Origin of the sequence: Actinomadura chokoriensis, from assembly GCF_041463665.1 — a bacterium.
Classification (GTDB): Bacteria; Actinomycetota; Actinomycetes; order Streptosporangiales; family Streptosporangiaceae; genus Spirillospora; species Spirillospora chokoriensis_A.
Window position 1 is genome coordinate 57799 of sequence record NZ_JAXCEJ010000010.1, and the last position, 24380, is coordinate 82178.

Below are 24380 nucleotides of genomic sequence, written 5' to 3' on the forward strand. Positions count from 1 at the left end.
ATCCCCCCTTTCGACCACGCTGAGGAGTTGTCAACGAGCATGAGGGTTGTCCTGGCCGGCGGGGGCACCGCCGGACACATCGAGCCCGCCCTGGCCCTCGCCGACGCGCTGCGCCGCAACGACCCGAACACCGGGATCGTCTGCCTCGGAACCGAGCGGGGGCTGGAGACCCGCCTCGTCCCGCAGCGGGGCTACGAGCTCGCGCTGATCCCGCCCGTCCCACTGCCGCGCACGCTGACCCCGCAGCTGCTCTCGGTCCCCGGCCGGCTGCGCGGGGCGATCAACGCGGCTGCGGCGGTCCTCGACCAGGCCCGCGCCGACGTCCTGGTCGGGTTCGGCGGCTACGTCGCCACGCCCGGCTACCTCGCGGCGCGCAAGCGCAAGGTGCCGATCATCGTGCACGAGGCCAATCCCAAGCCCGGCCTCGCCAACAAGCTCGGCGCCCGGTTCACCGAGCACGTCGCCGTCTCGCACTCGGACTCGCCGCTGCCGAACGCCACGTTCGTCGGCATCCCGCTGCGCCGCGAGATCGCCGCCCTCGACCGGCTCGCCATGGGCGACAAGGCCCGCTCCTACTTCGGGCTGCTGCCCGACCTGCCCACGCTGCTGATCTTCGGCGGCTCGCAGGGCGCCCGCTCGCTGAACCAGGCCGCGGTGGCCGCCGCGCCGTACTTCCGGCAGGCCGGCATCCAGGTGCTGCACATCGTCGGGCCGAAGAACACCGAGGAGCCCGAGCCCTCGCCCGGCGGCCCGCAGTACGTCACGATCCCCTACTGCGACCGGATGGACCTCGCCTACGCCGCCGCCGACATGGCCATGTGCCGCGCGGGCGCGATGACCTGCGCCGAGCTGGCCGCCGTCGGGCTGCCGGCGGTGTACGTCCCGCTCCCGATCGGCAACGGCGAGCAGCGCCTCAACGCCGAGCCGATCGTCGCGGCGGGCGGCGGCATGCTGGTCGACAACGCCGAGCTGTCGCCCGACTGGATCGCCCGGAACCTGCTGCCGGTGCTCGCCGACCCGGCGCGGGTCGCGCACATGTCGGAGGCCGCCGGCCGGATGGGCCGGCGGGACGCCGACGTCGCGCTCGCCCGCATGGTGTACGACGTGGTCCGCTCGGCGGGCGCCGCGCGATGAGCCTGATCGACCCGGGGGAGGTGGTCCCCGCCGGCGAGCTCGGCAGGGTCCACTTCATCGCGATCGGGGGCGCCGGGATGTCCGGCATCGCCCGCATCATGCTGCGGCGCGGCATGGCCGTGTCCGGCAGCGACGCCCGCGACTCCGAACTGCTCGCCCAGCTCGGCGACCTCGGCGCCAAGGTCTACGTCGGGCACGACGCCGCGTACGTGGGCGACGCCGACACGGTGGTGGTCTCCACGGCGATCAGGGAGACCAATCCCGAACTGGTCGCCGCCCGCGAGCGCGGCCTGCGCGTCCTGCACCGCTCCGCGGCGCTGGCCTCCCTCATGGCCGGGCGGCGCGCCGTCGCGGTCGCCGGGACGCACGGCAAGACCACCACGACGTCGATGCTGACGGTCGCGCTCCAGCACGCCGGCGCCGACCCGTCCTACTGCATCGGCGGGCAGCTCGTCACCACGGGCCTCGGCGCGGACGAGGGCGCCGGCGACGTGTTCGTCGCCGAGGCCGACGAGAGCGACGGCTCGTTCCTCATGTACACGCCGCACATCGCGGTCGTCACCAACGTCGAGGCCGACCACCTCGACAACTACGGCGGCTTCGAGATGGTGAAGGAGAACTTCGCCCGCTTCGTCGACCGCGTCGAGCCGGGCGGGACGCTCGTCGCCGGCGCCGACGACCCGGTCGCGATGGAGCTCGCCGGCCTGGCGCGGGCACGGGGGCGGGGGCTCACCGTCCGGACCTACGGGGAGGCCGAGGGCGCCGACCTGCGGGTGACCGGATTCACCCCGCGCGGCCTCGGCTCCCGGTTCGAGATCGAGGGCGCCGGCGAGGTCGTGCTCTCCGTGCCCGGACGGCACAACGCGCTCAACGCCGCCGCCGTCGTCGCGGTCGCGCAGGCGCTCGGCATGGACGACGCGGCGGTGCGGGCCGGTCTCGCCGCGTTCGGCGGCGCGATGCGGCGGCTGGAGCGCAAGGGCGCGGCGGGCGGCGCCGAGGTGTTCGACAGCTACGCCCACCACCCGACCGAGCTGACCGCCGACCTGGACGCCACCCGCGACTACCTGGGCGAGAAGGGCGAGGGCGGCCGGATCGTCGCCGTCTTCCAGCCGCACCTGTACAGCCGCACCCGGTTCTTCGCCGCCGAGTTCGGCGCGGCGCTCGGCCTCGCCGACGTCGCGGTCGTGCTGGACGTGTACGGCGCCCGCGAGGACCCGGAGCCCGGCGTGACGGGCGCCCTGGTCGCCGACGCCGTCCCGGCAGGCACCGCGACCGTCTACGCGCCCGTCCGGGACGAGGTGCCCGGCATCGCGGCGTCCCTCGCCCGGCCCGGCGACGTCGTCATCACGCTGGGCGCCGGGGACGTGACGCAGCTCGGGCCGCTGATCCTGGAGCGCCTCGCCGGCTCCTGAGACCGACACGCCGCCGCCGGGGCGGTCGCCGCCGCGCGGGGGGAAGACTGCCAAGCTTGGGTCATGACCGAGGTACGGACGGACCGGCGCGCCGTCCCGGAGGACGGGGCGGCCGGCCCCTGGCGCGGCCGTCCGAACCGGTGGAAGGCGGTCTTCGTCACACTGCTGGTCGTCGGCGCGCTCGGCCTGGTGACCTGGGTGCTGCTCGGCTCCCGGCTGCTGGTGGTGCGGCACGTCGAGGTGACCGGCGCCGGCCTGGCGCCCCGCGACCGGATCGTCGCCGCCGCCGGGATCGACCTCGGCACGCCGATGGCCCGGCTGCGCACCGGCGCGCTCGGGGAGCGGGTCGAGCGGCTCCGCGAGGTCGAGTCCGCGCGGATCGAGCGGGACTGGCCGGGGACGGTCCGGATCGTCGTGCGGGAGCGGGTCCCGGTCGCGGTCCTCGTGCGCGGCGGGCGGTACCACCTGCTCGACCGGCACGGGGTCACCGTGGCCGACGGCGCGTCCCGTCCGGCCGGGCTCCCCACGCTGGCGGTCGCCTCGCCCGGGCCGTCCGACCTGGCCACCCGCGCGGCGCTCGCCGTGCTGTCCGGCCTGCCGGAACGGCTGAGCGGAAGGGTGGCCGAGGTGGAGGCGACCGGTCCGGAGACGGTGACCCTGCACATGAAGGACGGGCAGACCGTGGTGTGGGGCGCCGCCGAACGGGCAGGAGAGAAGATCAGGCTGCTGGACGCGGTGCGGCGCACCGCGGCCGGCCGTGCCGTCCGCACCGTCGACATCAGTTCCCCCGGGGTCCTGAAGACGAAGTGAGCCGGGTGCGTGTGTCGTGGCGATTCCCGCCGTCCGATCGGGCACGCTGGAACGGTCAGGCGGGAACGGTCAAGGCCGACGACGCGGAGCGGGAAGGGGACGCCGGTGCACGCGGACCGCGGATCGGGCGGACGCCCGACGCCAACCAGGGCACATCCGTGCCAGGTGCGACACGCCGGTGGAGTTCGGGGGAGGTTAGTTGACCCTGGCGGTAAGGCCGCCCTACTGTCCGTATCAGTCTTCAGGTTGACATAACTGTAAGCCTCAAGTTGAGGGTGAGGGTTTTGGCCCCGCCTCAGTGCACAGGTCGGGAATACCGCGGCGGCACGGTCGGCAGACCGGGCAGGGCGGTCGGAGATAGCGGAAAGGCCCCTCGTCGTGGCAGCACCGCAGAACTACCTCGCGGTCATCAAGGTCGTCGGCATCGGCGGCGGCGGCGTCAATGCCGTCAACCGGATGATCGAAGAGGGTCTCAAGGGCGTCGAGTTCATCGCGATCAACACGGACGCCCAGGCGCTGCTGATGAGTGACGCCGACGTGAAACTGGACGTGGGCCGCGAACTCACCCGCGGCCTCGGCGCCGGGGCGAACCCGGACGTCGGCCGGAAGGCCGCCGAGGACCACCGGGAGGAGATCGAGGAGGTCCTCAAGGGCGCCGACATGGTGTTCGTCACCGCCGGGGAGGGCGGCGGCACCGGCACCGGCGGCGCGCCCGTGGTCGCCAACATCGCCCGCACGCTCGGCGCGCTGACGATCGGCGTCGTCACCCGCCCGTTCAGCTTCGAGGGCAAGCGCCGCGCCATGCAGGCCGAGGCCGGCATCGAGACGCTGCGCGACGAGGTCGACACCCTCATCGTCATCCCCAACGACCGGCTGCTGTCGATCTCCGACCGGCAGGTCAGCGTCCTGGACGCCTTCAAGGCCGCCGACCAGGTGCTGCTGTCCGGTGTCCAGGGCATCACCGACCTCATCACCACACCGGGCCTGATCAACCTGGACTTCGCCGACGTCAAGTCCGTGATGTCCGGCGCCGGCTCGGCGCTGATGGGCATCGGCTCCGCGCGCGGCGACGACCGCTCGGTCGCCGCCGCCGAGATGGCGATCTCCAGCCCGCTGCTGGAGGCCAGCATCGACGGCGCGCACGGCGTGCTGCTGTCCATCTCCGGCGGCTCCGACCTCGGGCTGTTCGAGATCAACGAGGCCGCGCAGCTCGTGTCGAACGCGGCGGCCACGGACGCCAACATCATCTTCGGCGCGGTCATCGACGACGCGCTCGGCGACGAGGTCCGGGTCACGGTGATCGCGGCGGGTTTTGACGAGGGCCGTCCCGCCAAGCCGGCCCCCGAACCCGAGAGCAAGCGGCTTCCCCCGCCGCCCCCCCGCCCGGTGCCGCCGCCGGCGTCCGCGCCGGCCGCCGCGCCGGCCAACCCGATCCCGAGCAGGGTCGGCCGGTCCGAACCGGCGAGCACCCACCAGGCCGGGGTGCAGCAGCAGTCGGTGGCGCAGGCCGCCGCCGCGCCGCACCCGCCCGCCCCGGCCCCGCCGCAGCGGGTCGAGAGCGACCGACCGCAGCCGCCCGCGCAGCCGCCCGCGCAGGGGCACGACGACCGGGGGGCCGGCCGCGACCAGCCCGCCCGGGCGGACAACGCCCCGGCCGGGCCGCCGGGCGACCGCGACGCCGGCGGCTCCGCGGAGCCCGCCGGGTCGCGCGCTCCCGCGCCGCGCCAGCCCAGCGGGCAGTCCTCCTCCCGCGTGCACGCGGGGGAGAGCGACGGCGGCCCCGCCTCCTCCGGCCAGCGCCGCCGGCCCGTGGTGTTCGACGAGGACGACGAGCTCGACGTCCCCGACTTCCTGAAGTGATCACCTCCGTCGCCCTGGGCGACGGCGTCGGCGCAGCCTTCACCGACCGCGCCGGCGGCGTGAGCGGGCCCCCCTACGACTCACTGAACCTGGGCGGCGCGGTCGGCGACGACTCCGCCGCCGTGCTCGGCAACCGGCGCCGCGCCGCGGCCGCGCTCGGCCTCGACCCGGCCCGCACCGTCTTCATGCGGCAGGTGCACGGCGCGGACGTCGCGTTCGTCACCTCCCCCGAGCCCCCCGGCCCCGTCGACGCGATCGTCACGACCGTCCCCGGCCTCGCCCTCGCCGTCCTCGTCGCCGACTGCGCGCCCGTCCTGCTGGCCGACCCCGCCGCCGGCGTCGTCGGCGCCGCCCACTCCGGCCGTCCCGGCACCGCCGCCGGGGTCGTCCCGGCACTGGTGAAGGCGATGTGCGTGCGGGGCGCCGACCCCGCGCGGATGACCGCCGCGATCGGGCCCGCCGCGTGCGGCCGCTGCTACGAGGTCCCCGCCGAGATGCGGGACGAGGTCGCCGCCGTCGCGCCCGCCGCGTACGCCACGACGTCCAAGGGCACGCCCGGCCTGGACATCCGCGCCGGCGTCGCCGAGCAGCTCGCGTCCGCCGGGGTCCGCGGCGTCGCCGCCGACCCGCGCTGCACCATCGAGGACCCGGGCCTCTTCTCCTACCGCCGCGAGGGCCGCACCGGCCGCTTCGCGGGATACGTCTGGCTCGAGGACGGCGCGTGACCCCGCAGGAACGGACGGCCGAGCTGGCCGAGGGCCTCGCCGCGGTCCGCGCCCGCATCGCCGCCGCGTGCGCCGCCGCGGGCCGGGACGAGAACGAGATCACGCTCATCGCGGTGACCAAGACCTTCCCCGCCTCCGACGTGCGGCTGCTCGCCGGGCTCGGCCTCACCGAGGTCGCCGAGAACCGCGACCAGGAGGCCCGGCCGAAGGCCGCCGAATGCGCCGACCTCCCGCTCACCTGGCACTTCGTCGGCCGGCTGCAGACCAACAAGGCCCGCGCGGTCGCCGGCTACGCCGACGTCGTCCACTCCGTGGACCGCTCCCGGCTGGTCTCGGCGCTGTCGGAGTCCGCCGTCCGCGCCGGCCGCACGCTGCGCTGCCTCGTCCAGGTCTCGCTGGAGGAGGACGCGGCGGGCGGTCCGGCGGGCCGGGGCGGCGCGGCCCCGGACGCCGTGCCGGGGCTGGCCGACGAGATCGCCGGGGCCGCCGGCCTGCGGCTCGGCGGGGTGATGGCCGTGGCGCCGCTCGGCGCCGACCCGCTGCCCGCCTTCACCCGGCTCGCCGGGCTGGCGGGGGAGATCAGGCGGAACCATCCGGATGCCCGGATCGTCAGTGCGGGTATGAGCGGCGATCTGGAACAGGCGATCGCGTGCGGCGCGACACACCTGCGGGTCGGTACGGCGTTGCTCGGAGGCCGACGGGCAATCGTCAGGTAATGTCCCCCGAGTGGTACCTGGCGGAACGTGGGTCGCCACGACGGAACCAGTCCACCGGCGGCACCGGACGCGCCCGGCGCCGCGACCACAGGACACGGAGGGGCGTATGGCCAGCGCGATGCGCAAGATGGCGGTCTACCTCGGCCTTGTGGAGGACGACCGTTACGACGACAAGTACGGCGACTACGACGAGTACGAGGTCTACGACGACGAGACCGACCCGGGTCAGACCCGTCGCCGCGAGGACGAATCCGGCGGTCAGCATACCCGAGCCGAGGAGAGCGCGGACCGGGATCGCGACCATCACTCCACGTCGACCATAGAGCGACGCTCCGTCGCGCTCTACGAGTCCGGTACCACCGACCTCGCTCGTATCACTACTCTGCATCCAAGGACCTACAACGAGGCAAGGACCATCGGGGAGCACTTCAGGGAGGGCACACCGGTGATCATGAACCTGACCGAGATGGTCGACAGCGACGCGAAGCGTCTGGTCGACTTCGCGGCGGGTCTCGTGTTCGGCCTGCACGGGAGCATCGAGCGTGTTACGAACAAGGTGTTCCTCCTGTCGCCCGCCAACGTGGAGGTGACGGCGGAGGACAAGGCCCGGATGGCGGAACGTGGGTTCTTCAACCAGAGCTGATAGCCACATGCGAGAGTATCCGTGAACATCGCTGGACAGGTGCTGACGTACCTTCTGTACTTCTTCCTCCTCTTCCTGATCGGGAGGCTGGTGCTGGAGATCCTGCAGTCGTTCGCCCGCCAATGGAAGCCGTCCGGGGTGGTGCTGGTGATCGCCGAGGCGATCTACACCGTCACCGATCCGCCACTGAAGCTGCTGAGGCGTTTCATCCCGCCGCTGCGGCTGGGTAACGTTGCACTGGACCTCAGCTTCACCGTGCTCATCTTTGTGGTCCTGATCCTGACCAGGGTCGTCGGCTCCATATTCGGCGGTCCCTAGATCGATCGGATACCGTCCTTCAGGGACAGACTCCAAGCGCGCCAAGGAGACGAGACATGCCGCTGACACCCGCCGATGTGCGGAACAAGCAGTTCAGTACCACCAGGCTGAGGCCGGGGTACGACGAGGAAGAGGTGGACGCCTTCCTCGACGAGGTCGAGGCGGAGCTCGACCGCCTCATCCAGGAGAACGAGGAACTGCGGGCCAAGCTGGCCGAATGCCTGCGCGGCAAGGTTCCCGCCATGGCCGCCCCCATTGTGGAGCCGAAGCCGGACGTCCAGAAGATCCCTGAGCCGCCCCGCCCCGAGCCGCAGCCGCAGCCCGAGCCGGAGCCCGTCCTCGGCGGTCTCGGCATGGCCGCCGCGCCCACCGGCGAGGACAACATGGACACCGCGGCCCGCGTGCTCGCGCTGGCGCAGCAGACCGCCGACCAGGCGATCGCCGACGCGCGCCGGGAGGCCGACGAGACGCTCGGCCGCGCCCGCCGCGAGGCCGAGGAGATCCTCGGCAAGGCCCGCCGGCAGGCCGACCAGATCGTCAGCGAGGCCCGCTCGCGCGCCGAGGCCCTCGACCGCGACGCCCAGGAGCGGCACCGCCAGGTCATGGGCTCGCTGGTGCAGCAGCGCGAGGAGCTCGAGCGCGAGGTCGACAACCTGCGCGCCTTCGAGCGCGAGTACCGCAGCCGCCTGAAGGTCTACCTGGAGGGGCAGCTCCGCGACCTGGAGGCGGGCAGCACCGAGACGGGCGCGTTCGCCGCCGTCCCGGGCGCGGCTCCCGTCCAGTCCCAGCAGAGCGCGCCCCAGGGGCCGCAGACGGGCCCGCAGAGCAGCCTGGCGCACGTCGAGAACCGCAACGGCGCCGCCGGCGGCCCCTCTCCCGCGCCGGGCACGTTCCCGCAGCCCGCCGAGCACGGCCAGCAGGTTCAGCACTCGGCGACCGGCGCGTTCCACGCGGGCGGTGACAACCCGCCGCACGATCGGCGCTGACGCGGCCGCCGCAGGCGATAGTGTCGTCCCGATGCCCGCGCCGGGCGTGGCAGCGGCGCCACTCCGGTGATGCCGGGCGGTCGTGCGGGACGGCCACCGGGCCCTTCGCGCGGCCCGGAGCCGAGCGGTCCGAACGAGTGGGAGAGACCCTGTGATCATCCTGAGTGGCGTCCTCGTGGTGGTGGCGATCGCCCTGCTGGTAGCGGGAATCGTCGCCGGAAACGGAGACAGCGCCCAGGTCTTCGGCCTGGACGCGCTGGTGGTCATCTACATATCGATCGCCGTCAGCATCGTCTCGGCGCTGTGCCTGGCGATCGGGGTGTTCCTGCGGCGCAAGGAGCTGTGGGGCCCCGGGGCCTCGGCGACGCCGGCCCGCTCGAGCAAGAAGGCCAAGGCCAAGAAGGACAAGCGCCGGAAGGCCGCCCCCCCGGCGCCGGCCAAGAACGCCGCGGGCGCCAAGGGCGTCCCGGCGGCCACGTCACCGGCGGTGGATCCGGCCGACGACGCGCTGGAGATGCCCGCTCCGCCCGTCGACGTCCCCGACGACGCGCTGGTGTTCGTCGTCCGCGGCCGCAAGCGCTACCACCTCGACACGTGCCGGCAGCTCGCCGGGCGCGACACCGAGGAACTGACCTACGCCGAGGCCAAGGAGGAGGGGTTCAGCCCCTGCACCGCCTGCATGCCCGACACCGCACTGGCGGCGCGCGCCGCGGCGTCGGTCCCCGCGTCCCCTGACGACGGCGGGGATGCGAGCAAGGCGCCGGGGGCCGGGGCCCGCGAGCCCGGTGCGGAGCGCCGCGGGAGCGGCCTGGCGGGACTCGCCGAGCCCTCGCCCGCGCCCGCCTCGTTCGACGAGCCCGGGGCGTTCGACAAGCCCGCCTCGTTCGACCGGCCCGCCTCGTTCGACGAGCCCGAAGCGTTCGACCGGACGGCCGAGATCCCGCGGGCGGACGAGCCCGCCGTGGACCCGGCCGGGCCGACCATGACCGACGTCCCGGTCGCGGGGCTGTTCGGCAAGACGGCCGGGACGGCGCCGAGCGCGCCGGAGGCGGCCGAGGAGCCCGAGCCCGCCGTCCGGGAGCCGGAGGGCCGCTCCGCCTGGGACAGGCCCGCTGAGGCCGCGTCCGCCGAACCGGACGTCACCGCCGACCTCGGCCCGGCCCCGCACATCGGCTCCGACGCCGGGGCCCCGAAGCCGCGGCACGCCTTCGAGGGCACCGAGGACAGGGCCGGGGACAGGGCCGGCAAGGGGGCCGGTGAGGGGGAGGCCCCCGCGGCCGAGCCGGAGCCGGCCGACGAGGCCGAGCCGGCGCCGTCCGGTGGCGAGTCCGCGGGCGAGCCGGCCGGAGACGGCCCGCAGGTCCGCATCCTGAGCGGCACCAAGCGCTACCACCGGGTCGACTGCGCCCTCATCGAGGACATCGGCGACGAGGCCGACGACCTGGAGTCGCTGTCCCGCGCGGAGGCGAAGTCCCGCGGCTGCACGGCCTGCCTGGTCTGCCAGCCCGACCGCGAGCACGCCCGCGACTGAACCGGCGGGCCGGCCGCCGGGCCGGTTCGGCTAGCGTCTCCGGCGGCGCTCGTCGCGCAGTTCCCGCAGGTGCTCGCGGCGGGCGTCGCGGAGTTCGCGGTGCGCTTCCCGCAGTTCCTCGTGGTGGTGCCGGTGCAGCTCATGGCGCTCCCGGTGCCGGTCGCGGCGGCCGCGCTTCTCGCCGATCGCGCGGCGGCTCACCGAGACGCCGCCGAACAGCACCATCCCGGTGATCCGGATGACGGGCGCGTCCGGGTCCGCGGTGTCGTCCTCCGGCAGATCGTTGCCGCCGAAGACCGCGGTGTTGGATCCGACGACCCGCACCCCCGGCGGGACGATCATGTGCACGCCGCCGAAGACGCAGGTGACGTTGACGGTCACCTCGCTCCGGCTGAGCACCGCCTGCCGGAAGTCGAGGTCGGCGCCGCCGAACACGCAGGAGACGTGGGTGGTGGGCTCGACCAGCCACCGGCCCTTCCGCTCCACCCCGGCGAAGATCGCCACGAGGTTGGGCGACTGCGGCGGAGGCGGCGCGAGCGCGGGCTCCTTGCGCAGGTCGACCCGGGGCCGGGGCGCCTGCTCCGATGGCAGGTCGCTGAGGACGGGCTCCAGTTCGGCGTACGTCTTGGCCTTGTAGACGGCGTCGATGCGCTCGGCGTGCTCCTCCGCCGTGATGCGCCCCTCCGCCAGCGCCTCGCGCAGGCGGTCGGCCACCTCGTCGCGGTCGGCGTCCGACGCGCGCATGTTCGCGGGGGACTGCGGGGCCGGGCGTTCGGAGCCGGAAGGCTGCTCGGGAAGACTCACCGGACCATCATCGCAAACGAGATGTGTCGCGATGAACCCCATGGCGGAAAAGTTCTCCGCCGCGCCCGGATCCGGCCGGGCGCGGCGGAGAGCCTCATGCCTTGCGGAGGTAGTAGGTGAGGCCGAGGTCCTCGTCCCGGGTGGCGGGGACGCCCGCCGGACGGCCCTCGGTCACCGCGGTCGCGAGGACCTCGGCGGCCACCTCCCGCGTGTGCGCGCGCAGCGCCTCGGCGAGGTCGCTGCCGGTCGCCTCCCACCACAGCTCGATGCGGTCGGTGACCTCCAGCCCGGCGGCCTTGCGTGCCTCCTGGACGAGCCGGACGGCCTCCCGCACCAGGCCCGCGCGGCGCAGCTCGGGCGTGACGGTGAGATCCAGCGCGACGGTCTCGCCGGCGGCGCTCTCCACCGCCCAGCCGCTGCGCGGCCGCTCGGTGACGATCACGTCGCCCGCAGACAGGGCGACGGTCCCGAGGTCGGCGGCCTGCACCTCCGCGTGACCCGCGCGCAGCGCCCGCACCAGGCCGGCCGGGTCGGCGGAGGTGATCGCCTTGGCCACCTTCGGGGTGTCCTTGGCATAGCGCTTGCCCAGCTCCCGGAAGTTCGGCTTGACCTCGTACTCGACCAGGTCGCCGCCGATCGAGGACAGCTCCTCGAAGCCGAGGACGTTCAGCTCCTCGGAGATCTGCGCCCGCAGCTGCTCGGGCAGCGCGGACCAGCCGGGTGCGCCGACGAGGGCGCGGCCGAGGGGCTGGCGGGTCCGGACGCCGCTCGCGGCCCGCGCGGAGCGCCCGAGCTCCACCAGGCGGCGGACGAGCGCCATCCGGGCGGTCAGGGCCTCGTCCACGAGGTCCTCGTCGACGGCGGGCCAGTCGGCCAGGTGAACCGACTCGGGGCCGTCCCCGGGCCTGATGACGTCCCAGACGTGGTCGGTGATGAACGGGACGATCGGTGCCATGAGGCGGGTCAGGGTCTCCAGGCACTCGTAGAGCGTGGCGAACGCGGCCGAGCCCTCCGGGGTCTCGGGGCCCTCCCAGAAGCGCCGCCGGGAACGCCGGACGTACCAGTTCGACAGGTCGTCGACGAACTGCGAGAGGCGCCGGCCCGCGCGCGCGGTGTCGAACTCCTCCAGCGCGGTGTCGACCTCGCGGACGGTGCGGTGCAGCTCGGCGAGCGCCCAGCGGTCCAGGAGCGGGCGGTCCGCCGGGGCGGGGGCCTCCGCCAGCCGGTCCGGCGTCCAGGCGCGGCCCTGCGCCTCGGCGGCGTTCGCGTACAGGACGAAGAACGACGCGGTGTTCCAGTACGTGAGAAGGACCTTGCGGACGATCTCCTCCAGCGCGCCGTGCCCGACGCGGCGGGACGCCCAGGGCAGCCCGGTCGCGGCCATGAACCAGCGCACCGCGTCGGCGCCGTGCTCGTCCATCAGCGGGATCGGCCGCAGCACGTTGCCGAGGTGTTTGCTCATCTTCCGGCCGTCCTCGGCCAGGATCAGGCCGAGGCACACGACGTTCTCGTACGACGACCGGTCGAACACGAGCGTCCCGACGGCCATGAGGGAGTAGAACCAGCCGCGGGTCTGGTCCTGGGCCTCGCAGATGTACTGGGCCGGGTAGGCGTTCTCGAAGACGTCGTTGTTGCGGTAGGGCGCGCCCCACTGCGCGAACGGCATCGACCCGGAGTCGTACCAGGCGTCGATGACGTCGGGCACGCGGCGCGCCTCCTCCCCGCAGTGCGGGCAGGGGAACGTGACGTCGTCCACATACGGCCGGTGGGGGTCGAGTGTGGACAGGTCGCGTCCGGCCAGCTCGCCCAGTTCCTTGAGGGAGCCGACACAGGTGATGTGCTCCTCGTCCTCACCGCAGACCCACAGCGGGAGGGGCGTGCCCCAGTAGCGGCTGCGGGACAGCGACCAGTCGACGTTGTTGCGCAGCCATTCCCCGTACCGGCCGTGCTTGACGGTCTCGGGGTACCAGTTGGTCTTCTCGTTCTCCTCCAGCAGCCGGTCCTTGATCTGCGTGGTGCGGATGTACCAGGCGGGGAGCGCGTAATAGAGCAGCGGCGTGTGGCAGCGCCAGCAGTGCGGGTAGCTGTGGTCGAAGTGTGCGCCGCGGAACAGCAGCCCGCGCGCGCGCAGGTCGTCGGTGAGGGGCTCGTCGGCGTCCTTGAAGAACTTGTTGCCGACCAGGGGCACCTCCCGCAGGAAGCGCCCGTCCGGCCCGATCGGGTTCACGATCGGCATCCCGTACCGCTTGCAGACGGCCATGTCGTCGCCGCCGAACGCGGGCGCCTGGTGGACGAGCCCGGTGCCGTCCTCGACGGTCACGTAGTCGCCGAGGACGACGTAGTGCGCATCGGGGATGTCGACCAGTTCGAACGGCCGCTGGTACGTGGTCCGCTCGAGCTCGGTGCCCTGGAAGGCGGCGAGCCGCTCGGCGCCCTCACCGAGAACCTGGTCGACCAGGGGCTCGGCCACGACGAGCACCTCGTCCGATCCCTGCGGACGGGCGGCGGCGTACGTGACTTCGGGGTGGACGGCGACGGCGGTGTTGGACACCAGAGTCCATGGGGTCGTCGTCCAGATGAGCAGCGCGGCGCCCATCTCGGCGAGCGGACCGGACGTGACGGGCATCCGCACGTACACCGACGGGCTGGACACGGTCTCGTACCCGCCCGGCTGGCCCAGTTCGTGGTCGGACAGGCCCGTCCCGCAGCGCGGGCAGTACGGCGTGATGCGGAAGTCGCGGAACAGCAGGCCCTTGTCGAACACCTGCTTCAGCGACCACCAGACGGCCTCGACGTACTCGGGGTCCATCGTCCGGTAGGCCTGGTCGGTGTTGACCCAGTACCCCATGCGCTCGGTCATCTCTTCGAACGCGTCCACGTGGCGCAGGACCGACTCGCGGCAGCGGGCGTTGAACTCCGCGACGCCGTACTCCTCGATGTCCTTCTTGCCGGTGAGGCCGAGTTCCTTCTCCACGGCGACCTCGACGGGCAGGCCGTGGCAGTCCCAGCCGGCCTTGCGCGGGACGTGGCGGCCCTTCATGGTCTTGAAGCGCGGGAAGACGTCCTTGAACACGCGGGCCTCGACGTGGTGGACGCCCGGCATGCCGTTGGCGGTGGGCGGCCCCTCGTAGAACACCCACGGGTCGCCGGACGCCGTGCGCTCCAGCGACCGCTCGAAGACCTTGCCCTCCTGCCAGCGGCGCAGCATGTCCCGCTCCAGGGCGGGCAGATCGACCTGCGCGGGAAGCGGCCGAAAACCTCGGCTCACGATGGCGGACCTCCGGATCGACGTGACCACGTTGACCGGAGGGACGAGGCGCTCGGCCCCGCGGTACCACCCTCCTTGACCGCGCCCGACGGCACGGCCCGCTTCGTTCGAGTCTCGGCCGCCGGGTCTACTGCGCCCGCGGACGCGTCCGCGGGCGGTTCTTCCGGCGGCTCCGGGGTGATCAGACCGCCGGGCTCGCCCCCGGGCTCGCACCGTCCCCGGGTCGCTCATGGCCGCGTTCGGCGGCAGGTGTCCCCATCAGGGCCTGCCGAGAAACATGCTCGCCTGCACTTTAACCTACGCGCGCCCCGTGCTCTTCCCGTTTTCGGCCGCCGGGCCGGCCGGGCGGCCGGTGGCGTTCCTTTGCGATCTCGTGCGCCGCAGGGGAGTTTCCGGGCGATCGGCGACCGGGCATAAGCGGTCGGTACCACGGCCAAGGTTGTTTACCGCGCCCGAGGAAGGGGACCAATGCTGCCCGCAATGCCCGTCGAGGCGATCAGCGCGAGGGAGGCCGACATGGCCGGCGCGACGAAGGGCACCGCCGCCGCGAAGCCCACCGAAAGGCCCGCCGCGAAGTCCGCCGCAGGCAAGAACCGGGGCACGGCGCCCGCCGCCGGGGGCCCGGCCGGGAAACCGGGCCGGCCGGGCCCCCGGCGCGGCCGGGCCCCGGCGAAGGCGGCCAAGGCTGCGGAGCTTCCGGTGCGCGAGGGGGAGCACCGCTGGACGCCCGGGGAACTCGCCGAGGCGCGGGCCGGGCTGCAGGAGCAGATCGAGGGCCTGCGGGCCGAGATCGCCGCGTCCGCCAGCCAGATCGCCGAGGGCGACGGCAGCGACGGGGCCGGCGACGACCAGGCCGACGCGGGCGCCAAGACGTACGAGCGCGAACACGAGCTCGCCCTGGCCTACAATTCACAGGACCTGCTCGCCCAGATCGAGCGGGCGGTCCAGCGGATGGACGCCGGCACGTACGGAACCTGCGAGTCGTGCGCCAAGCCGATCGGCAAGGCGCGACTCCAGGTCTTCCCGCGTGCGACCCTGTGTGTGACATGCAAACAACGCGAGGAACGTCGCTGAGCGACTCAACGAACCCAGAGCGCGAGGCCGGGGAATCCACGGGATCTCCTCGGCCGCGCCGCGTCGGCGTGCTGGTCGCCGTGGCCGTGGCCGCGCTCGCCGCCGACATCGTGTCCAAGATCATCGTGGTGGCGACGCTGGAGGACCGGGAGCCGATCCGGCTGCTCGGCGGCCTGCTGACGCTGCGCGAGACCCGTAACAGCGGCGCCGCGTTCTCGATCGGCACCGGTTACACGGTCGTGTTCACCCTGATCGCCTGCGGCGTGGTGGTGGCCATCCTGCGCACCGCCCGCAACCTGCGCAGCGCGCCGTGGGCGGTCTGCCTCGGCCTGCTGCTCGGCGGCGCGATCGGGAACCTGATCGACCGGCTGCTGCGCGCCCCGGCGCCGCTGAAGGGCCACGTCGTCGACTGGATCCAGCTGCCGCACTGGCCGGTGTTCAACCTGGCCGACTCGGCGATCGTGTGCGGCGGCGTCCTCGCCGTGTGGCTGGCGGCGCGCGGCCTCCAGGTCGACGGGACGCGCATCGCCGGCAAGGACGACGACCCCGGCGAGACCGGCTCCGCCGAGGCGCGAAAGCCCGAGGCGGGGGGCTCCGGGGCCGGAACCCCGGAGCCCGGCGCCTGTCCGGTCGCCGAGGACGACCCGAAGGCGCCCGCTCCCGAGGAGAAGAAGTCCTGATGGGGCAGGTGCGCAGCCTCCACGTGCCGGACGGCCTGGAGGGCGAGCGGATCGACGCCGCCCTGGCGCGGCTGTTCGGCCTGTCGCGGAGCGGCGCCGCGGACATCATCGCCGCGGGCGAGGTCCTGCTGGACGGCGCCGAGGTGGCCACCAAGTCCGAGCGGCTGCACGCCGGCGCCTGGCTGGAGGTCACGCTGCCGCCGCCGCCCGCGCCGCCCGCCCCGGTCGCCGAGCCCGTCCCCGGGATGGCCGTCCTGTTCGAGGACGACGACATCGTCGTGGTGAACAAGCCGATCGGCGTCGCCGCCCACCCCACCACCGGCTGGACGGGCCCGACCGTCCTCGGCGGCCTCCTCGGCGCCGGGCACACGATCGCGACCAGCGGCGCGTCCGAGCGGCAGGGCGTCGTCCACCGGCTGGACGCCAACACCACCGGCGCGATGGTCGTGGCGAAGAGCGAGATCGCCTACTCCAGGCTCAAGCGGGCGTTCAAGGAACGCCGCATCGACAAGCGCTACCAGGCGCTCGTGCAGGGCCATCCGGACCCCTTCCGGGGGACGGTCGACGCGCCGATCGACCGGCATCCGTCCGGCGACGGGCGGTTCGCGGTCGTCGCGGGCGGCAAGCCGTCGGTCACGCACTACGACACGGTGGAGGCGTTCCGGGCGGCGACGCTGCTCGACATCGACCTGGAGACGGGGCGCACGCACCAGATCCGGGTGCACATGTCCGCGATCCGGCATCCGTGCGTGGGCGACATGGCTTACGGCGCCGACCCGACACTGGCGGCTCGGCTCGGCCTGAAGCGGCAGTGGCTGCACGCCGTCCGGCTGGGGTTCGAGCACCCGACCAAGAGCGAGTGGGTGGAGTTCGAGAGCCCGTACCCGGATGATCTGGCCCGCGCCCTGGAGATCGTCGAAGCGGAGTCCTGACCCCCGCCGGCCGGCTCCGGGGGGCGGCGTTCAGCGGTCCGCGGGTTCGGGCGAGTCGGGACGCGTGGGGCGCCCGATGCGGTTAGGCTCTCAGGACCGCGTCATCCCGGCGTTCCGTCCGGGTTGACGATCTTCCCCGGGACCGACAACGCCACCACGTGCCGGCCAGGCGACGTGGGCGGTCGCATGCGACGAGCAGGAGGCGCAGCGCACATGGCCGACTCTTTCGTTCATCTGCACGTTCATACGGAGTACTCCATGCTCGACGGAGCCGCTCGCCTGAAGCAGATGTTCGAAGAGGTGGGCCGGCAGAAGATGCCGGCGATCGCCATGACCGACCACGGCAACATGCACGGCGCCTACGACTTCCACAAGCAGGCCACCGCCGCCGGGGTCACGCCGATCATCGGCATCGAGGCCTACCTCGCGCCGGAGTCCCGCTACCACAAGAAGAAGGTCCAGTGGGGCGAGCCGAGCCAGAAGCGCGACGACGTCTCCGGCGGCGGGCTGATCAACCACAAGACGCTGTGGGCGCGGAACAGGACCGGCCTGCACAACCTGTTCAAGCTCTCCAGCCGCGCGTACACCGAGGGCTTCGTCTTCAAGTACGCCCGCATGGACGAGGAGCTGATCGCCGAGCACGCCGAGGGCCTGATGGCCACGACCGGCTGCCCGTCCGGCAAGGTGCAGACCCGGCTGCGGCTCGGCCAGTTCGACGAGGCGCTCAAGGCCGCGGCGACGTTCCAGGACATCTTCGGCAAGGAGAACTACTTCCTGGAGCTGATGGACCACGGGCTGGAGATCGAGCGCCGCGTCCGCGACGGCCTCATCGAGATCAGCAGGAGGCTGGACATCCCGCCGGTCGTCACGAACGACTCGCACTACACGCACGAGTCCGAGGCCACCGCGCACGACGCGCTCCTCTGCGTCCAGGTGGGCAAGCAGCTCGCCGACCCCGACCGGTTCCGGTTCGACGGCAGCGGCTACTACCTGAAGACGGCCGAGGAGATGCGCGGCATCGACTCGTCCGACATCTGGCTCGAGGGCTGCAGGAACACCCTGCTCATCGCCGAGAAGGTCGACCCGGCGGGCATGTTCGAGTACCGCGACCTCAGCCCCCGCTTCCCCGTCCCCGAGGGCGAGACGGAGGAGAGCTGGTTCCGCAAGGAGGTCTGGAAGGGCCTCGACCGCCGCTTCCCCGACGGCCTCCCGGACGGGTACAAGGAGCAGGCCGAGTACGAGATGGGCGTCATCCTCGGCAAGGGGTACCCGTCCTACTTCCTCGTCGTCGCCGACTTCATCATGTGGGCCAAGGAGAACGGCATCCTCGTCGGCCCCGGCCGAGGCTCCGCCGCAGGCTCGCTGATCGCGTACGCGATGGGCATCACCGACCTCGACCCGATCCCGCACGGGCTGATCTTCGAGCGGTTCCTGAACCCCGAGCGCGCGTCCATGCCCGACATCGACATCGACTTCCCTGAAGACCGGCGGGCCGAGGTCATCAAGTACACGACGGAGAAGTGGGGCGCCGACAAGGTCTCGTTCATCGCCACGTTCGGCACCATCAAGGCGAAGGCCGCGATCAAGGACGCGGGCCGCGTCCTCGGCTTCCCGTACGCGCTCGGCGACCGGATCTCCAAGGCGTTCCCGCCCGCCGTCATGGGCAAGGACATCCCGCTCTCGGGCATCTTCGACGACAAGCACCCGCGCCACGGCGAGGCGGGCGAGCTGCGCAAGCTGTACGAGGAAGAGACCGACGTCAAGCAGATCATGGATCTGGCGCAGGGCCTGGAGGGGCTGATCCGCCAGACCGGCGTGCACGCCGCCGGGATCATCATGTCCGGTGAGACGATCACCGACCATGTCCCGATCATGCGCCGGGACGCCGACGGGGCGATCATCACGCAGTTCGACTACCCGACCTGCGAGACGCTCGGTCTGCTGAAGATGGACTTCCTGGGCCTGCGTAACCTGACGATCATCGACGACGCGCTCCAGGGGATCAAGAAGAACAAGGGCGTCGAGGTCGACCTGCTCGGTCTCCCGCTGGACGACCAGCCGACCTACGACCTCCTCGCGCGGGGCGACACCCTAGGCGTGTTCCAGTTCGACGGCGGCCCGATGCGGTCCCTGCTGCGCCTGATGAAGCCGGACAACTTCGAGGACATCTCCGCCGTGGGCGCCCTGTACCGCCCCGGCCCGATGGGCGCGAACTCCCACACCAACTACGCCCTCCGCAAGAACGGCCAGCAGGAGATCACCCCGATCCATCCGGAGCTGGAGGAGCCGCTCAAGGAGATCCTCGACACCACCTACGGCCTGATCGTCTACCAGGAGCAGGTCATGGCGATCGCGCAGAAGGTGGCGGGCTACACGCTCGGCAAGGCCGACCTCCTCCGCCGCGTCATGGGCAAGAAGAAGAAGGCCGAGCTGGACGCCCAGTTCGTCGGCTTCGAGCAGGGGATGATCGACAACGGCTTCTCCAAGGAGGCCGTCAAGACGCTGTGGGACATCCTCGTCCCGTTCTCCGACTACGCGTTCAACAAGGCGCACTCCGCCGCGTACGGGCTCGTCTCCTACTGGACGGCCTACCTGAAGGCCAACTACCCGGCCGAGTACATGGCGGGGCTGCTCACGTCCGTCGGCGACGACAAGGACAAGAGCGCCCTCTACCTGTCGGAGTGCCGCCGGATGGGGCTGAAGGTCCTGCCGCCGGACGTCAACACCTCCGAGGCCGACTTCACCCCGCTGGGCGACACCGAGATCCGCTTCGGGCTGTCGGCCGTCCGCAACGTCGGCCACAACGTCGTGGACGGGATCGTCGCGGCCCGCCGGGAGAAGGGCGCCTACACCGACTTCAACGACTTCCTCAACAAGGTCCCGCCGCAGGTCTGCAACAAGCGGGTCGTGGAGTCGCTCATCAAGGCCGGCGCGTTCGACGAGCTGGGCCACCAGCGCAAGGCCCTGCTGATGGTGCACGAGCAGGCCATCGACTCGGTCATCGACATCAAGCGCAAGGAGGCCATCGGCCAGGACTCCCTGTTCGGCGCCCTGGAGGACGACGGCGGCGAGGACGCCTTCACCGTCGCGATCCCCGAGGGCGAGGAGTGGGACAAGACCACGCTCCTCGCCTTCGAGCGGGAGATGCTCGGCCTGTACGTCTCCGACCATCCGCTCCTCGGCGTCGAGCACATCCTGGAACGCGAGGCCGACTGCACCATCGCCGTCCTGAACGGCGGCGAGCGCCCGGACGGCCAGGTCGTCGTCGTGGCCGGGCTCCTGTCCGGCCTCCAGCGCAAGGTCACCAAACAGGGCAACTCCTGGGCGATGTTCCAGTTGGAGGACCTGGGGGGCTCCATCGAGGTGATGTGCTTCCCGTCGTCCTACCAGCTGTGCTCGACCCTCCTCGCCGAGGACGCCATCCTCGTCGTCAAGGGCCGCCTCGACCGCCGCGAGGACGTCGCGAAGATCATCGCGATGGAGGTCACCCAGCCCGACCTCACCATCACCGACGCCACCGGCCCGCTGTCGGTGACGATGCCGCTCGGCCGCTGCACGCCACCGACGGTCACGCGCCTGAAGGAAGTCCTGATCACCCATCCGGGCACCGCCGAGGTGCACCTGTATCTCCAGAACGGCCCGCGCACCACGGTCGTCCGCCTGGACGACCGGCTCCGCGTGGCGCCGTCCCCGGCCCTGATGGGCGACCTGAAGCAGCTCCTGGGCCCGTCCTGCCTCGGCTGAGGCGGGTTTTCTCGCATTGCCCTCGGTGTCAGGCGCTGGAGCGCCTTCCTTCAACGGGCGAAGCGGCGATGGCGGCATCGCTCCGGCTCGCCCAGGGGCTCGCTGCGCGATCGCAACCCGGCGGGTTCGCGCAGGCAGGGCTGAGAGACGTAGCGACTTGAGGCCGTCGCATAGCGGGGGCGGCGACGCTCAGGTCGCGACGGTGGCGGGGGTCAGGTCCGCGTCCCACTCGACGAGTCGGCCGAGGCCGTCGAAGGCCGCGCGGGCGGCGCCGCCGCCGGGGAGCATGACCTCGGTCAGCACGTCGGTCTGGCGGTAGGGGACGCGGTGGTGCGACAGGAACCCGGCGAGCGTCAGCCTCGGCTCGCGCGGGAACAGGCTCGCCGCGTTCGCCAGCAGCCGGGGGAGCGGGACCGGGTCCCACCGCGCGGCCGGCACCTGCGGGTCGTCGACGTGCAGGTAGGCGGAGCCGCCGTCGTAGCCGGCCCCGAGGTAGCCGGCGCCGCCGAGCACGCCGCCCGCGGCCATCGCGATCAGTTCGCCGCCGTGCCCGGCCGGGCCCGCGTACGAGGACAGGTCGACCTCGGGAGTGGTGAACTCGGGGATGCCGAGCCGTTCCCCGACGGCCCGGATGACCAGCGTCGGGGCGACCGCGGGGTGCGCGTCGCCGAACTGCGGGTTCGCCCAGCCCCACAGCCAGGTGCGCTCGCGGGCCGCGTAGCTGCCGAGCAGCGAGACGCGGACCGTGACGCCGCCGCTGGCGTAGGTGCGGGCGGTCAGGTCGGCGCTCCAGTCCTCGCGCGGCAGGAACTCGGCGAGCGTCTCCTGCTGCTGCAGGACGACGGCCGCACGCGCGGCGCCGAGGCGTTCGAACGCAGGACTGAATCCGGACATGTCGGGCACATTATCCCAGTAATCGGGACGGTCGTGGGCGGGAATCGGACACCCTTCGAGAGTCGATCGGCGGAACCGGGCAGGCTAGGCTTTCGCTGTCACTTTCGCTGTCAGAGGACTCACATCTAGGAGCGTACGAGGTGCGGCGACCCGCCGGGAGGCTCTTCGCGACGAGGCTCTGGCTGGCGGGGGGCGTCGCCGCCGTCGTGGTGGCGCTGCTCGGGCCGCTCGCGGGCCTGCTGTGGGCCGGGATCGCGCCCGCGGTGACCTACGTGATCGTGCAGGGTGAGCCGCTTCTGGCCGAGCCGGAGGGGCAGGCGCCGATCGGGGTCGACGCGAGGTTCGCCCTGATCGCCCTGGTCACCGGGATTCTGTGCGGTCTCGCCGCCTATGCGGCGGGCGGGCGCGGCAACGACGTCGCGCTGCTGCTCGGACTCGCCGCCGGGGGGTGCGTCGCGGCCGTCCTGGCCTGGCGGACCGGCCACATGATCGGGCTGGGCGACTTCCAGGACGCCGTCCGGCACGCCCGCGACGGCACCGCCGTCACCGGCGTCGCCGACCTGCGGGCCAGGGGCGTCCTCGTGTTCTGGCCGGCGTCGGCCGTGGCCGCGTACGGGCTGCTGGAGGTGGTCGTCCGCCGGCTACCCCCGGGCGATCACGGCGACACCGGCGCCGGTGAGGCGGACGAGGTCGGCGGGGACGAGCTCGATCTGGAGTCCGCGCCGACCGGCCGAGACGTAGACGGTCGCGAGCCCTGACACCGACGCGTCGATCACGGCGGGCAGCCGCCGCCGCTGCCCGAGCGGGCTGATCCCGCCGACGACGTACCCGGTGGCGCGCTCGGCGTCCTTCGGGGCGGCCATCCGCGCCTTCTTCCCGCCCGCTGCGGCCGCGAGCGCCTTGAGGTCCAGGCTGGACGACACGGGGACGATCCCGACCGTGAGCCGCCCGTCCACCTCCGCCAGGAGGGTCTTGAAGATCTGCCCGTAGGGGATGCCGAGGGCGTCGGCGGCGGCCTCGCCGTAGGACTCGGCGTCCGGGTCGACCTCGTAGGCGTGCAGGGTGTACTCGATCCCGGCGCGCGTCGCGGCGACGGTCGCCGGGGTCCCCTTGCCGCCCTTGGTCCTGCTGCTCATGGGGGCAGTCTGCCGTGCCGCCTCAGTTCGGCGTGAACGACCCGTCCAGGAACTGCCCGGCGGGGATCGTCGGCAAAACGTTCAGGATGCGGTTCTCCCGGATCAGCAGGTCCCGTTCGGCCGACAGCCGCAGCGCCGCGTCCTCGCATTCCAGCAGCCGCTGCTTGTCGTGCCCGTCCAGCACGAGCGCCGCCGCGATCACGTAGGACAGCGCCACCGGGTCGTCCGGCGGCTCGGTCTCGTCGAAGGTGGCCGAGCCGGCGGCGCCGAGCCGGTGCCGGTACAGCCGGAACAGCCGCCGGACGCGCGCCGCCATCGGGCCGGGGTCGCCGCCGGCCTCCTCGGGGAGGAACTCGACCTCGCCCTGCAGGTAGGGCCGGGAGCGGTCCAGTTCCTTGACCCGGAACCGCCGGGCCCCGACGGTCACGATGTCGTACCGGCCGTCCGGGTGCGGGGCCACCTCGCGCAGCTCGGCGACGCAGCCGACCTCGGCGAGCCGGTGCGCGGCGCCCTCCCCGACCTCGTGGCCGAGTTCGATGCCGACGACGCCGAACCCGCGGGGCTCGGGCCGTTCGAGCAGGTCGGCGATGAGCCGGCGGTAGCGGTCCTCGAACAGGTGCAGGGGGAGCACCAGCCCTGGAAAGAGCACGGTGCCCAGGGGGAACAGGGCGAGCCGCTCGGTCACACTCTCACTCCCGCGCTCCTGGGCGCCGCCGGGAGGCGCCCTCGCCCCGCCAGGGTACGTCGATATCGATGATCTTGGTAAGGGGTGATTTTTCACATTGTGAAGCCGGAGTCATCATGGTGGGCCGGGAGGGGCCACTTCGCGCGAATTGGCCCTATGGCGTGGCCCGGGACGGACGCTAGCGTCGGCGACATGAGGATCCTCGTCGTCGACGCGTTCACCGACCGCCCGTTCGCCGGGAACCCCGCCGGGGTCTGCCTGCTCCAGGACGAGGCCGACCCTGGCTGGATGCAGCGCCTCGCCGCCGAGATGAAGCACTCGGAGACGGCCTTCGTGCGCCCGGTCGACGACTCCGCCGCGGATTTCGAGTTGCGGTGGTTCACGCCCGTCATGGAGGTCGCCCTCTGCGGGCACGCCACCCTGGGCGCCGCGCACGCCCTCTACGACACCGGTACGGTCGCGCCGGACCGTCCGATCAGGTTCCGGACGCTGAAGAGCGGCGTCCTCACCGTCACCCGGGAGGAGGGCGGGGGCCTGGCGATGGACTTCCCCGCGGCGCCCGCCGCGCCGGTCGAGGTCCCCGAGGGGCTCGCCGAGGCCCTCGGCCTGCCGGTGCTCGACGTCGGCCGCAACGCCCAGGACGACCTGCTGGTGGAGGTCGCGGACGAGGCGGCCGTCCGCGGGGCCGCCCCGGACGCCGGAGCCCTCGCCGGGATCGACGCCCGCGTCGTGATCGTCACGGCGGCGGCCGGCCCGGGCCGGGAGCACGACTTCGTGTCCCGGTGCTTCGCGCCGCGCGTCCTGCCCGGCGACGCCGAGGACCCGGTCACCGGCTCCGCGCACTGCGCGCTCGCTCCTTTCTGGGCCGCCCGGCTCGGCCGCGACACGCTGACGGGCCACCAGGCGTCGGCGCGCGGCGGTGACGTCCGCGTCGCCCTGCGCGGCGACCGCGTGACCCTGTCCGGCAGGGCCGTCACCGTGCTCGACGGCACCCTGCGGATCTGACGGACACGCCGCGTCTCGGGAGC

At 72.9% G+C, this 24380-nt stretch carries 21 protein-coding genes; 16 read left to right on the forward strand and 5 right to left on the reverse strand.

The window, feature by feature from the left end; translation table 11 throughout:
• Positions 1 to 39 precede the first annotated feature (39 nt).
• The 10 genes from murG (at position 40) to SM418_RS17510 (ending at position 10135) form a co-directional block, all read left to right on the forward strand.
• Positions 40 to 1134 carry an undecaprenyldiphospho-muramoylpentapeptide beta-N-acetylglucosaminyltransferase gene (murG, locus tag SM418_RS17465; protein WP_371941895.1) on the forward strand — a complete coding sequence of 365 codons (1095 nt, stop codon included), beginning with the start codon at positions 40 to 42 and terminating at the stop codon, positions 1132 to 1134.
• The gene (gene murC / locus SM418_RS17470; protein ID WP_371941896.1) at positions 1131 to 2546 is read left to right on the forward strand and encodes a UDP-N-acetylmuramate--L-alanine ligase; all 1416 of its coding nucleotides are present in this window, start codon (positions 1131 to 1133) and stop codon (positions 2544 to 2546) included. The genes murG and murC overlap by 4 nt, the downstream gene beginning before the upstream one ends.
• Positions 2547 to 2609: 63 nt before the next feature.
• Positions 2610 to 3356 (forward strand): cell division protein FtsQ/DivIB, encoded by a 747-nt coding sequence (locus SM418_RS17475; protein WP_371941897.1) that lies wholly within the window; start codon positions 2610 to 2612, stop codon positions 3354 to 3356.
• A 378-nt stretch (positions 3357 to 3734) separates the two neighbouring features.
• Positions 3735 to 5216 carry a cell division protein FtsZ gene (gene ftsZ / locus SM418_RS17480; RefSeq protein WP_371941898.1) on the forward strand — a complete coding sequence of 494 codons (1482 nt, stop codon included), beginning with the start codon at positions 3735 to 3737 and terminating at the stop codon, positions 5214 to 5216.
• Positions 5213 to 5941, forward strand: a complete 729-nt coding sequence (pgeF, locus tag SM418_RS17485; protein WP_371941899.1) for a peptidoglycan editing factor PgeF — start codon at positions 5213 to 5215, stop codon at positions 5939 to 5941. The genes ftsZ and pgeF overlap by 4 nt, the downstream gene beginning before the upstream one ends.
• Positions 5938 to 6657 carry a YggS family pyridoxal phosphate-dependent enzyme gene (locus SM418_RS17490; protein ID WP_371941900.1) on the forward strand — a complete coding sequence of 240 codons (720 nt, stop codon included), beginning with the start codon at positions 5938 to 5940 and terminating at the stop codon, positions 6655 to 6657. The genes pgeF and SM418_RS17490 overlap by 4 nt, the downstream gene beginning before the upstream one ends.
• A 106-nt stretch (positions 6658 to 6763) precedes the next feature.
• Positions 6764 to 7300: a cell division protein SepF gene (locus SM418_RS17495; RefSeq protein ID WP_371941901.1), complete on the forward strand. Its 537-nt coding sequence runs from the start codon at positions 6764 to 6766 to the stop codon at positions 7298 to 7300.
• A gap of 21 nt (positions 7301 to 7321) precedes the next feature.
• Entirely contained in the window at positions 7322 to 7618 is a 297-nt protein-coding gene (locus SM418_RS17500) for a YggT family protein (RefSeq protein WP_371941902.1), read from the forward strand.
• Positions 7619 to 7674: 56 nt separating this feature from the next.
• Entirely contained in the window at positions 7675 to 8604 is a 930-nt protein-coding gene (locus tag SM418_RS17505; protein ID WP_371941903.1) for a DivIVA domain-containing protein, read from the forward strand.
• 151 nt (positions 8605 to 8755) lie between these two features.
• A complete protein-coding gene (locus SM418_RS17510; protein WP_371941904.1) occupies positions 8756 to 10135 on the forward strand; it encodes a hypothetical protein in 1380 nt (459 codons plus the stop codon).
• 30 nt (positions 10136 to 10165) lie between these two features.
• Here the strand turns inward: SM418_RS17510 and SM418_RS17515 are convergent, their stop codons facing one another.
• Together SM418_RS17515 and ileS are read right to left on the reverse strand one after the other, a co-directional pair.
• Complete coding sequence (locus SM418_RS17515) at positions 10166 to 10939, reverse strand: DUF1707 SHOCT-like domain-containing protein (protein WP_371941905.1); 774 nt, start codon at positions 10937 to 10939, stop codon at positions 10166 to 10168.
• A gap of 94 nt (positions 10940 to 11033) precedes the next feature.
• Entirely contained in the window at positions 11034 to 14207 is a 3174-nt protein-coding gene (ileS, locus tag SM418_RS17520) for an isoleucine--tRNA ligase (RefSeq protein WP_371941906.1), read from the reverse strand.
• 699 nt (positions 14208 to 14906) lie between these two features.
• On the opposite strand from ileS, the gene SM418_RS17525 reads away from it, so the two are divergent.
• The 4 genes from SM418_RS17525 (at position 14907) to dnaE (ending at position 20637) form a co-directional block, all read left to right on the forward strand.
• Positions 14907 to 15281: a TraR/DksA family transcriptional regulator gene (locus SM418_RS17525; RefSeq protein WP_371942051.1), complete on the forward strand. Its 375-nt coding sequence runs from the start codon at positions 14907 to 14909 to the stop codon at positions 15279 to 15281.
• 68 nt (positions 15282 to 15349) lie between these two features.
• Positions 15350 to 15961: a signal peptidase II gene (gene lspA, locus SM418_RS17530; RefSeq protein WP_371941907.1), complete on the forward strand. Its 612-nt coding sequence runs from the start codon at positions 15350 to 15352 to the stop codon at positions 15959 to 15961.
• Positions 15961 to 16893, forward strand: a complete 933-nt coding sequence (locus SM418_RS17535) for an RluA family pseudouridine synthase (RefSeq protein ID WP_371941908.1) — start codon at positions 15961 to 15963, stop codon at positions 16891 to 16893. Before lspA ends, SM418_RS17535 begins: the two co-directional genes overlap by 1 nt.
• A 213-nt stretch (positions 16894 to 17106) precedes the next feature.
• Complete coding sequence (dnaE, locus tag SM418_RS17540) at positions 17107 to 20637, forward strand: DNA polymerase III subunit alpha (RefSeq protein ID WP_371941909.1); 3531 nt, start codon at positions 17107 to 17109, stop codon at positions 20635 to 20637.
• A gap of 189 nt (positions 20638 to 20826) precedes the next feature.
• Here the strand turns inward: dnaE and SM418_RS17545 are convergent, their stop codons facing one another.
• The gene (locus SM418_RS17545) at positions 20827 to 21531 is read right to left on the reverse strand and encodes a DUF6882 domain-containing protein (RefSeq protein ID WP_371941910.1); all 705 of its coding nucleotides are present in this window, start codon (positions 21529 to 21531) and stop codon (positions 20827 to 20829) included.
• Positions 21532 to 21671: 140 nt separating this feature from the next.
• Here SM418_RS17545 and SM418_RS17550 point away from each other — a divergent pair, with 140 nt between their 5' ends.
• On the forward strand, positions 21672 to 22289 hold the full coding sequence (locus tag SM418_RS17550) for a hypothetical protein (RefSeq protein WP_371941911.1): 618 nt from the start codon (positions 21672 to 21674) through the stop codon (positions 22287 to 22289).
• Here SM418_RS17550 and ybaK read toward each other — a convergent pair.
• The gene (gene ybaK / locus SM418_RS17555) at positions 22173 to 22667 is read right to left on the reverse strand and encodes a Cys-tRNA(Pro) deacylase (RefSeq protein WP_371941912.1); all 495 of its coding nucleotides are present in this window, start codon (positions 22665 to 22667) and stop codon (positions 22173 to 22175) included. The genes SM418_RS17550 and ybaK overlap by 117 nt on opposite strands.
• 22 nt (positions 22668 to 22689) lie before the next feature.
• A complete protein-coding gene (locus SM418_RS17560) occupies positions 22690 to 23352 on the reverse strand; it encodes an LON peptidase substrate-binding domain-containing protein (RefSeq protein WP_371941913.1) in 663 nt (220 codons plus the stop codon).
• Positions 23353 to 23544: 192 nt separating this feature from the next.
• Between SM418_RS17560 and SM418_RS17565 the strand changes: the two genes are divergently transcribed.
• On the forward strand, positions 23545 to 24357 hold the full coding sequence (locus tag SM418_RS17565) for a PhzF family phenazine biosynthesis protein (protein ID WP_371941914.1): 813 nt from the start codon (positions 23545 to 23547) through the stop codon (positions 24355 to 24357).
• The last annotated feature ends 23 nt before the right edge of the window (positions 24358 to 24380 follow it).

Bases quoted from the DNA above. Each gene is read 5' to 3' on its own strand.
- murG (WP_371941895.1), top strand. From the start codon at position 40: ATGAGGGTTGTCCTGGCCGGCGGGGGCACCGCCGGACACATCGAGCCC.
- SM418_RS17535 (WP_371941908.1), top strand. From the start codon at position 15,961: ATGGGGCAGGTGCGCAGCCTCCACGTGCCGGACGGCCTGGAGGGCGAG.
- ybaK (WP_371941912.1), bottom strand. From the start codon at position 22,667: ATGAGCAGCAGGACCAAGGGCGGCAAGGGGACCCCGGCGACCGTCGCC.
- SM418_RS17495 (WP_371941901.1), top strand. From the start codon at position 6,764: ATGGCCAGCGCGATGCGCAAGATGGCGGTCTACCTCGGCCTTGTGGAG.
- dnaE (WP_371941909.1), top strand. From the start codon at position 17,107: ATGGCCGACTCTTTCGTTCATCTGCACGTTCATACGGAGTACTCCATG.
- murC (WP_371941896.1), top strand. From the start codon at position 1,131: ATGAGCCTGATCGACCCGGGGGAGGTGGTCCCCGCCGGCGAGCTCGGC.
- SM418_RS17565 (WP_371941914.1), top strand. From the start codon at position 23,545: ATGAGGATCCTCGTCGTCGACGCGTTCACCGACCGCCCGTTCGCCGGG.
- SM418_RS17505 (WP_371941903.1), top strand. From the start codon at position 7,675: ATGCCGCTGACACCCGCCGATGTGCGGAACAAGCAGTTCAGTACCACC.
- SM418_RS17545 (WP_371941910.1), bottom strand. From the start codon at position 21,531: ATGTCCGGATTCAGTCCTGCGTTCGAACGCCTCGGCGCCGCGCGTGCG.
- SM418_RS17475 (WP_371941897.1), top strand. From the start codon at position 2,610: ATGACCGAGGTACGGACGGACCGGCGCGCCGTCCCGGAGGACGGGGCG.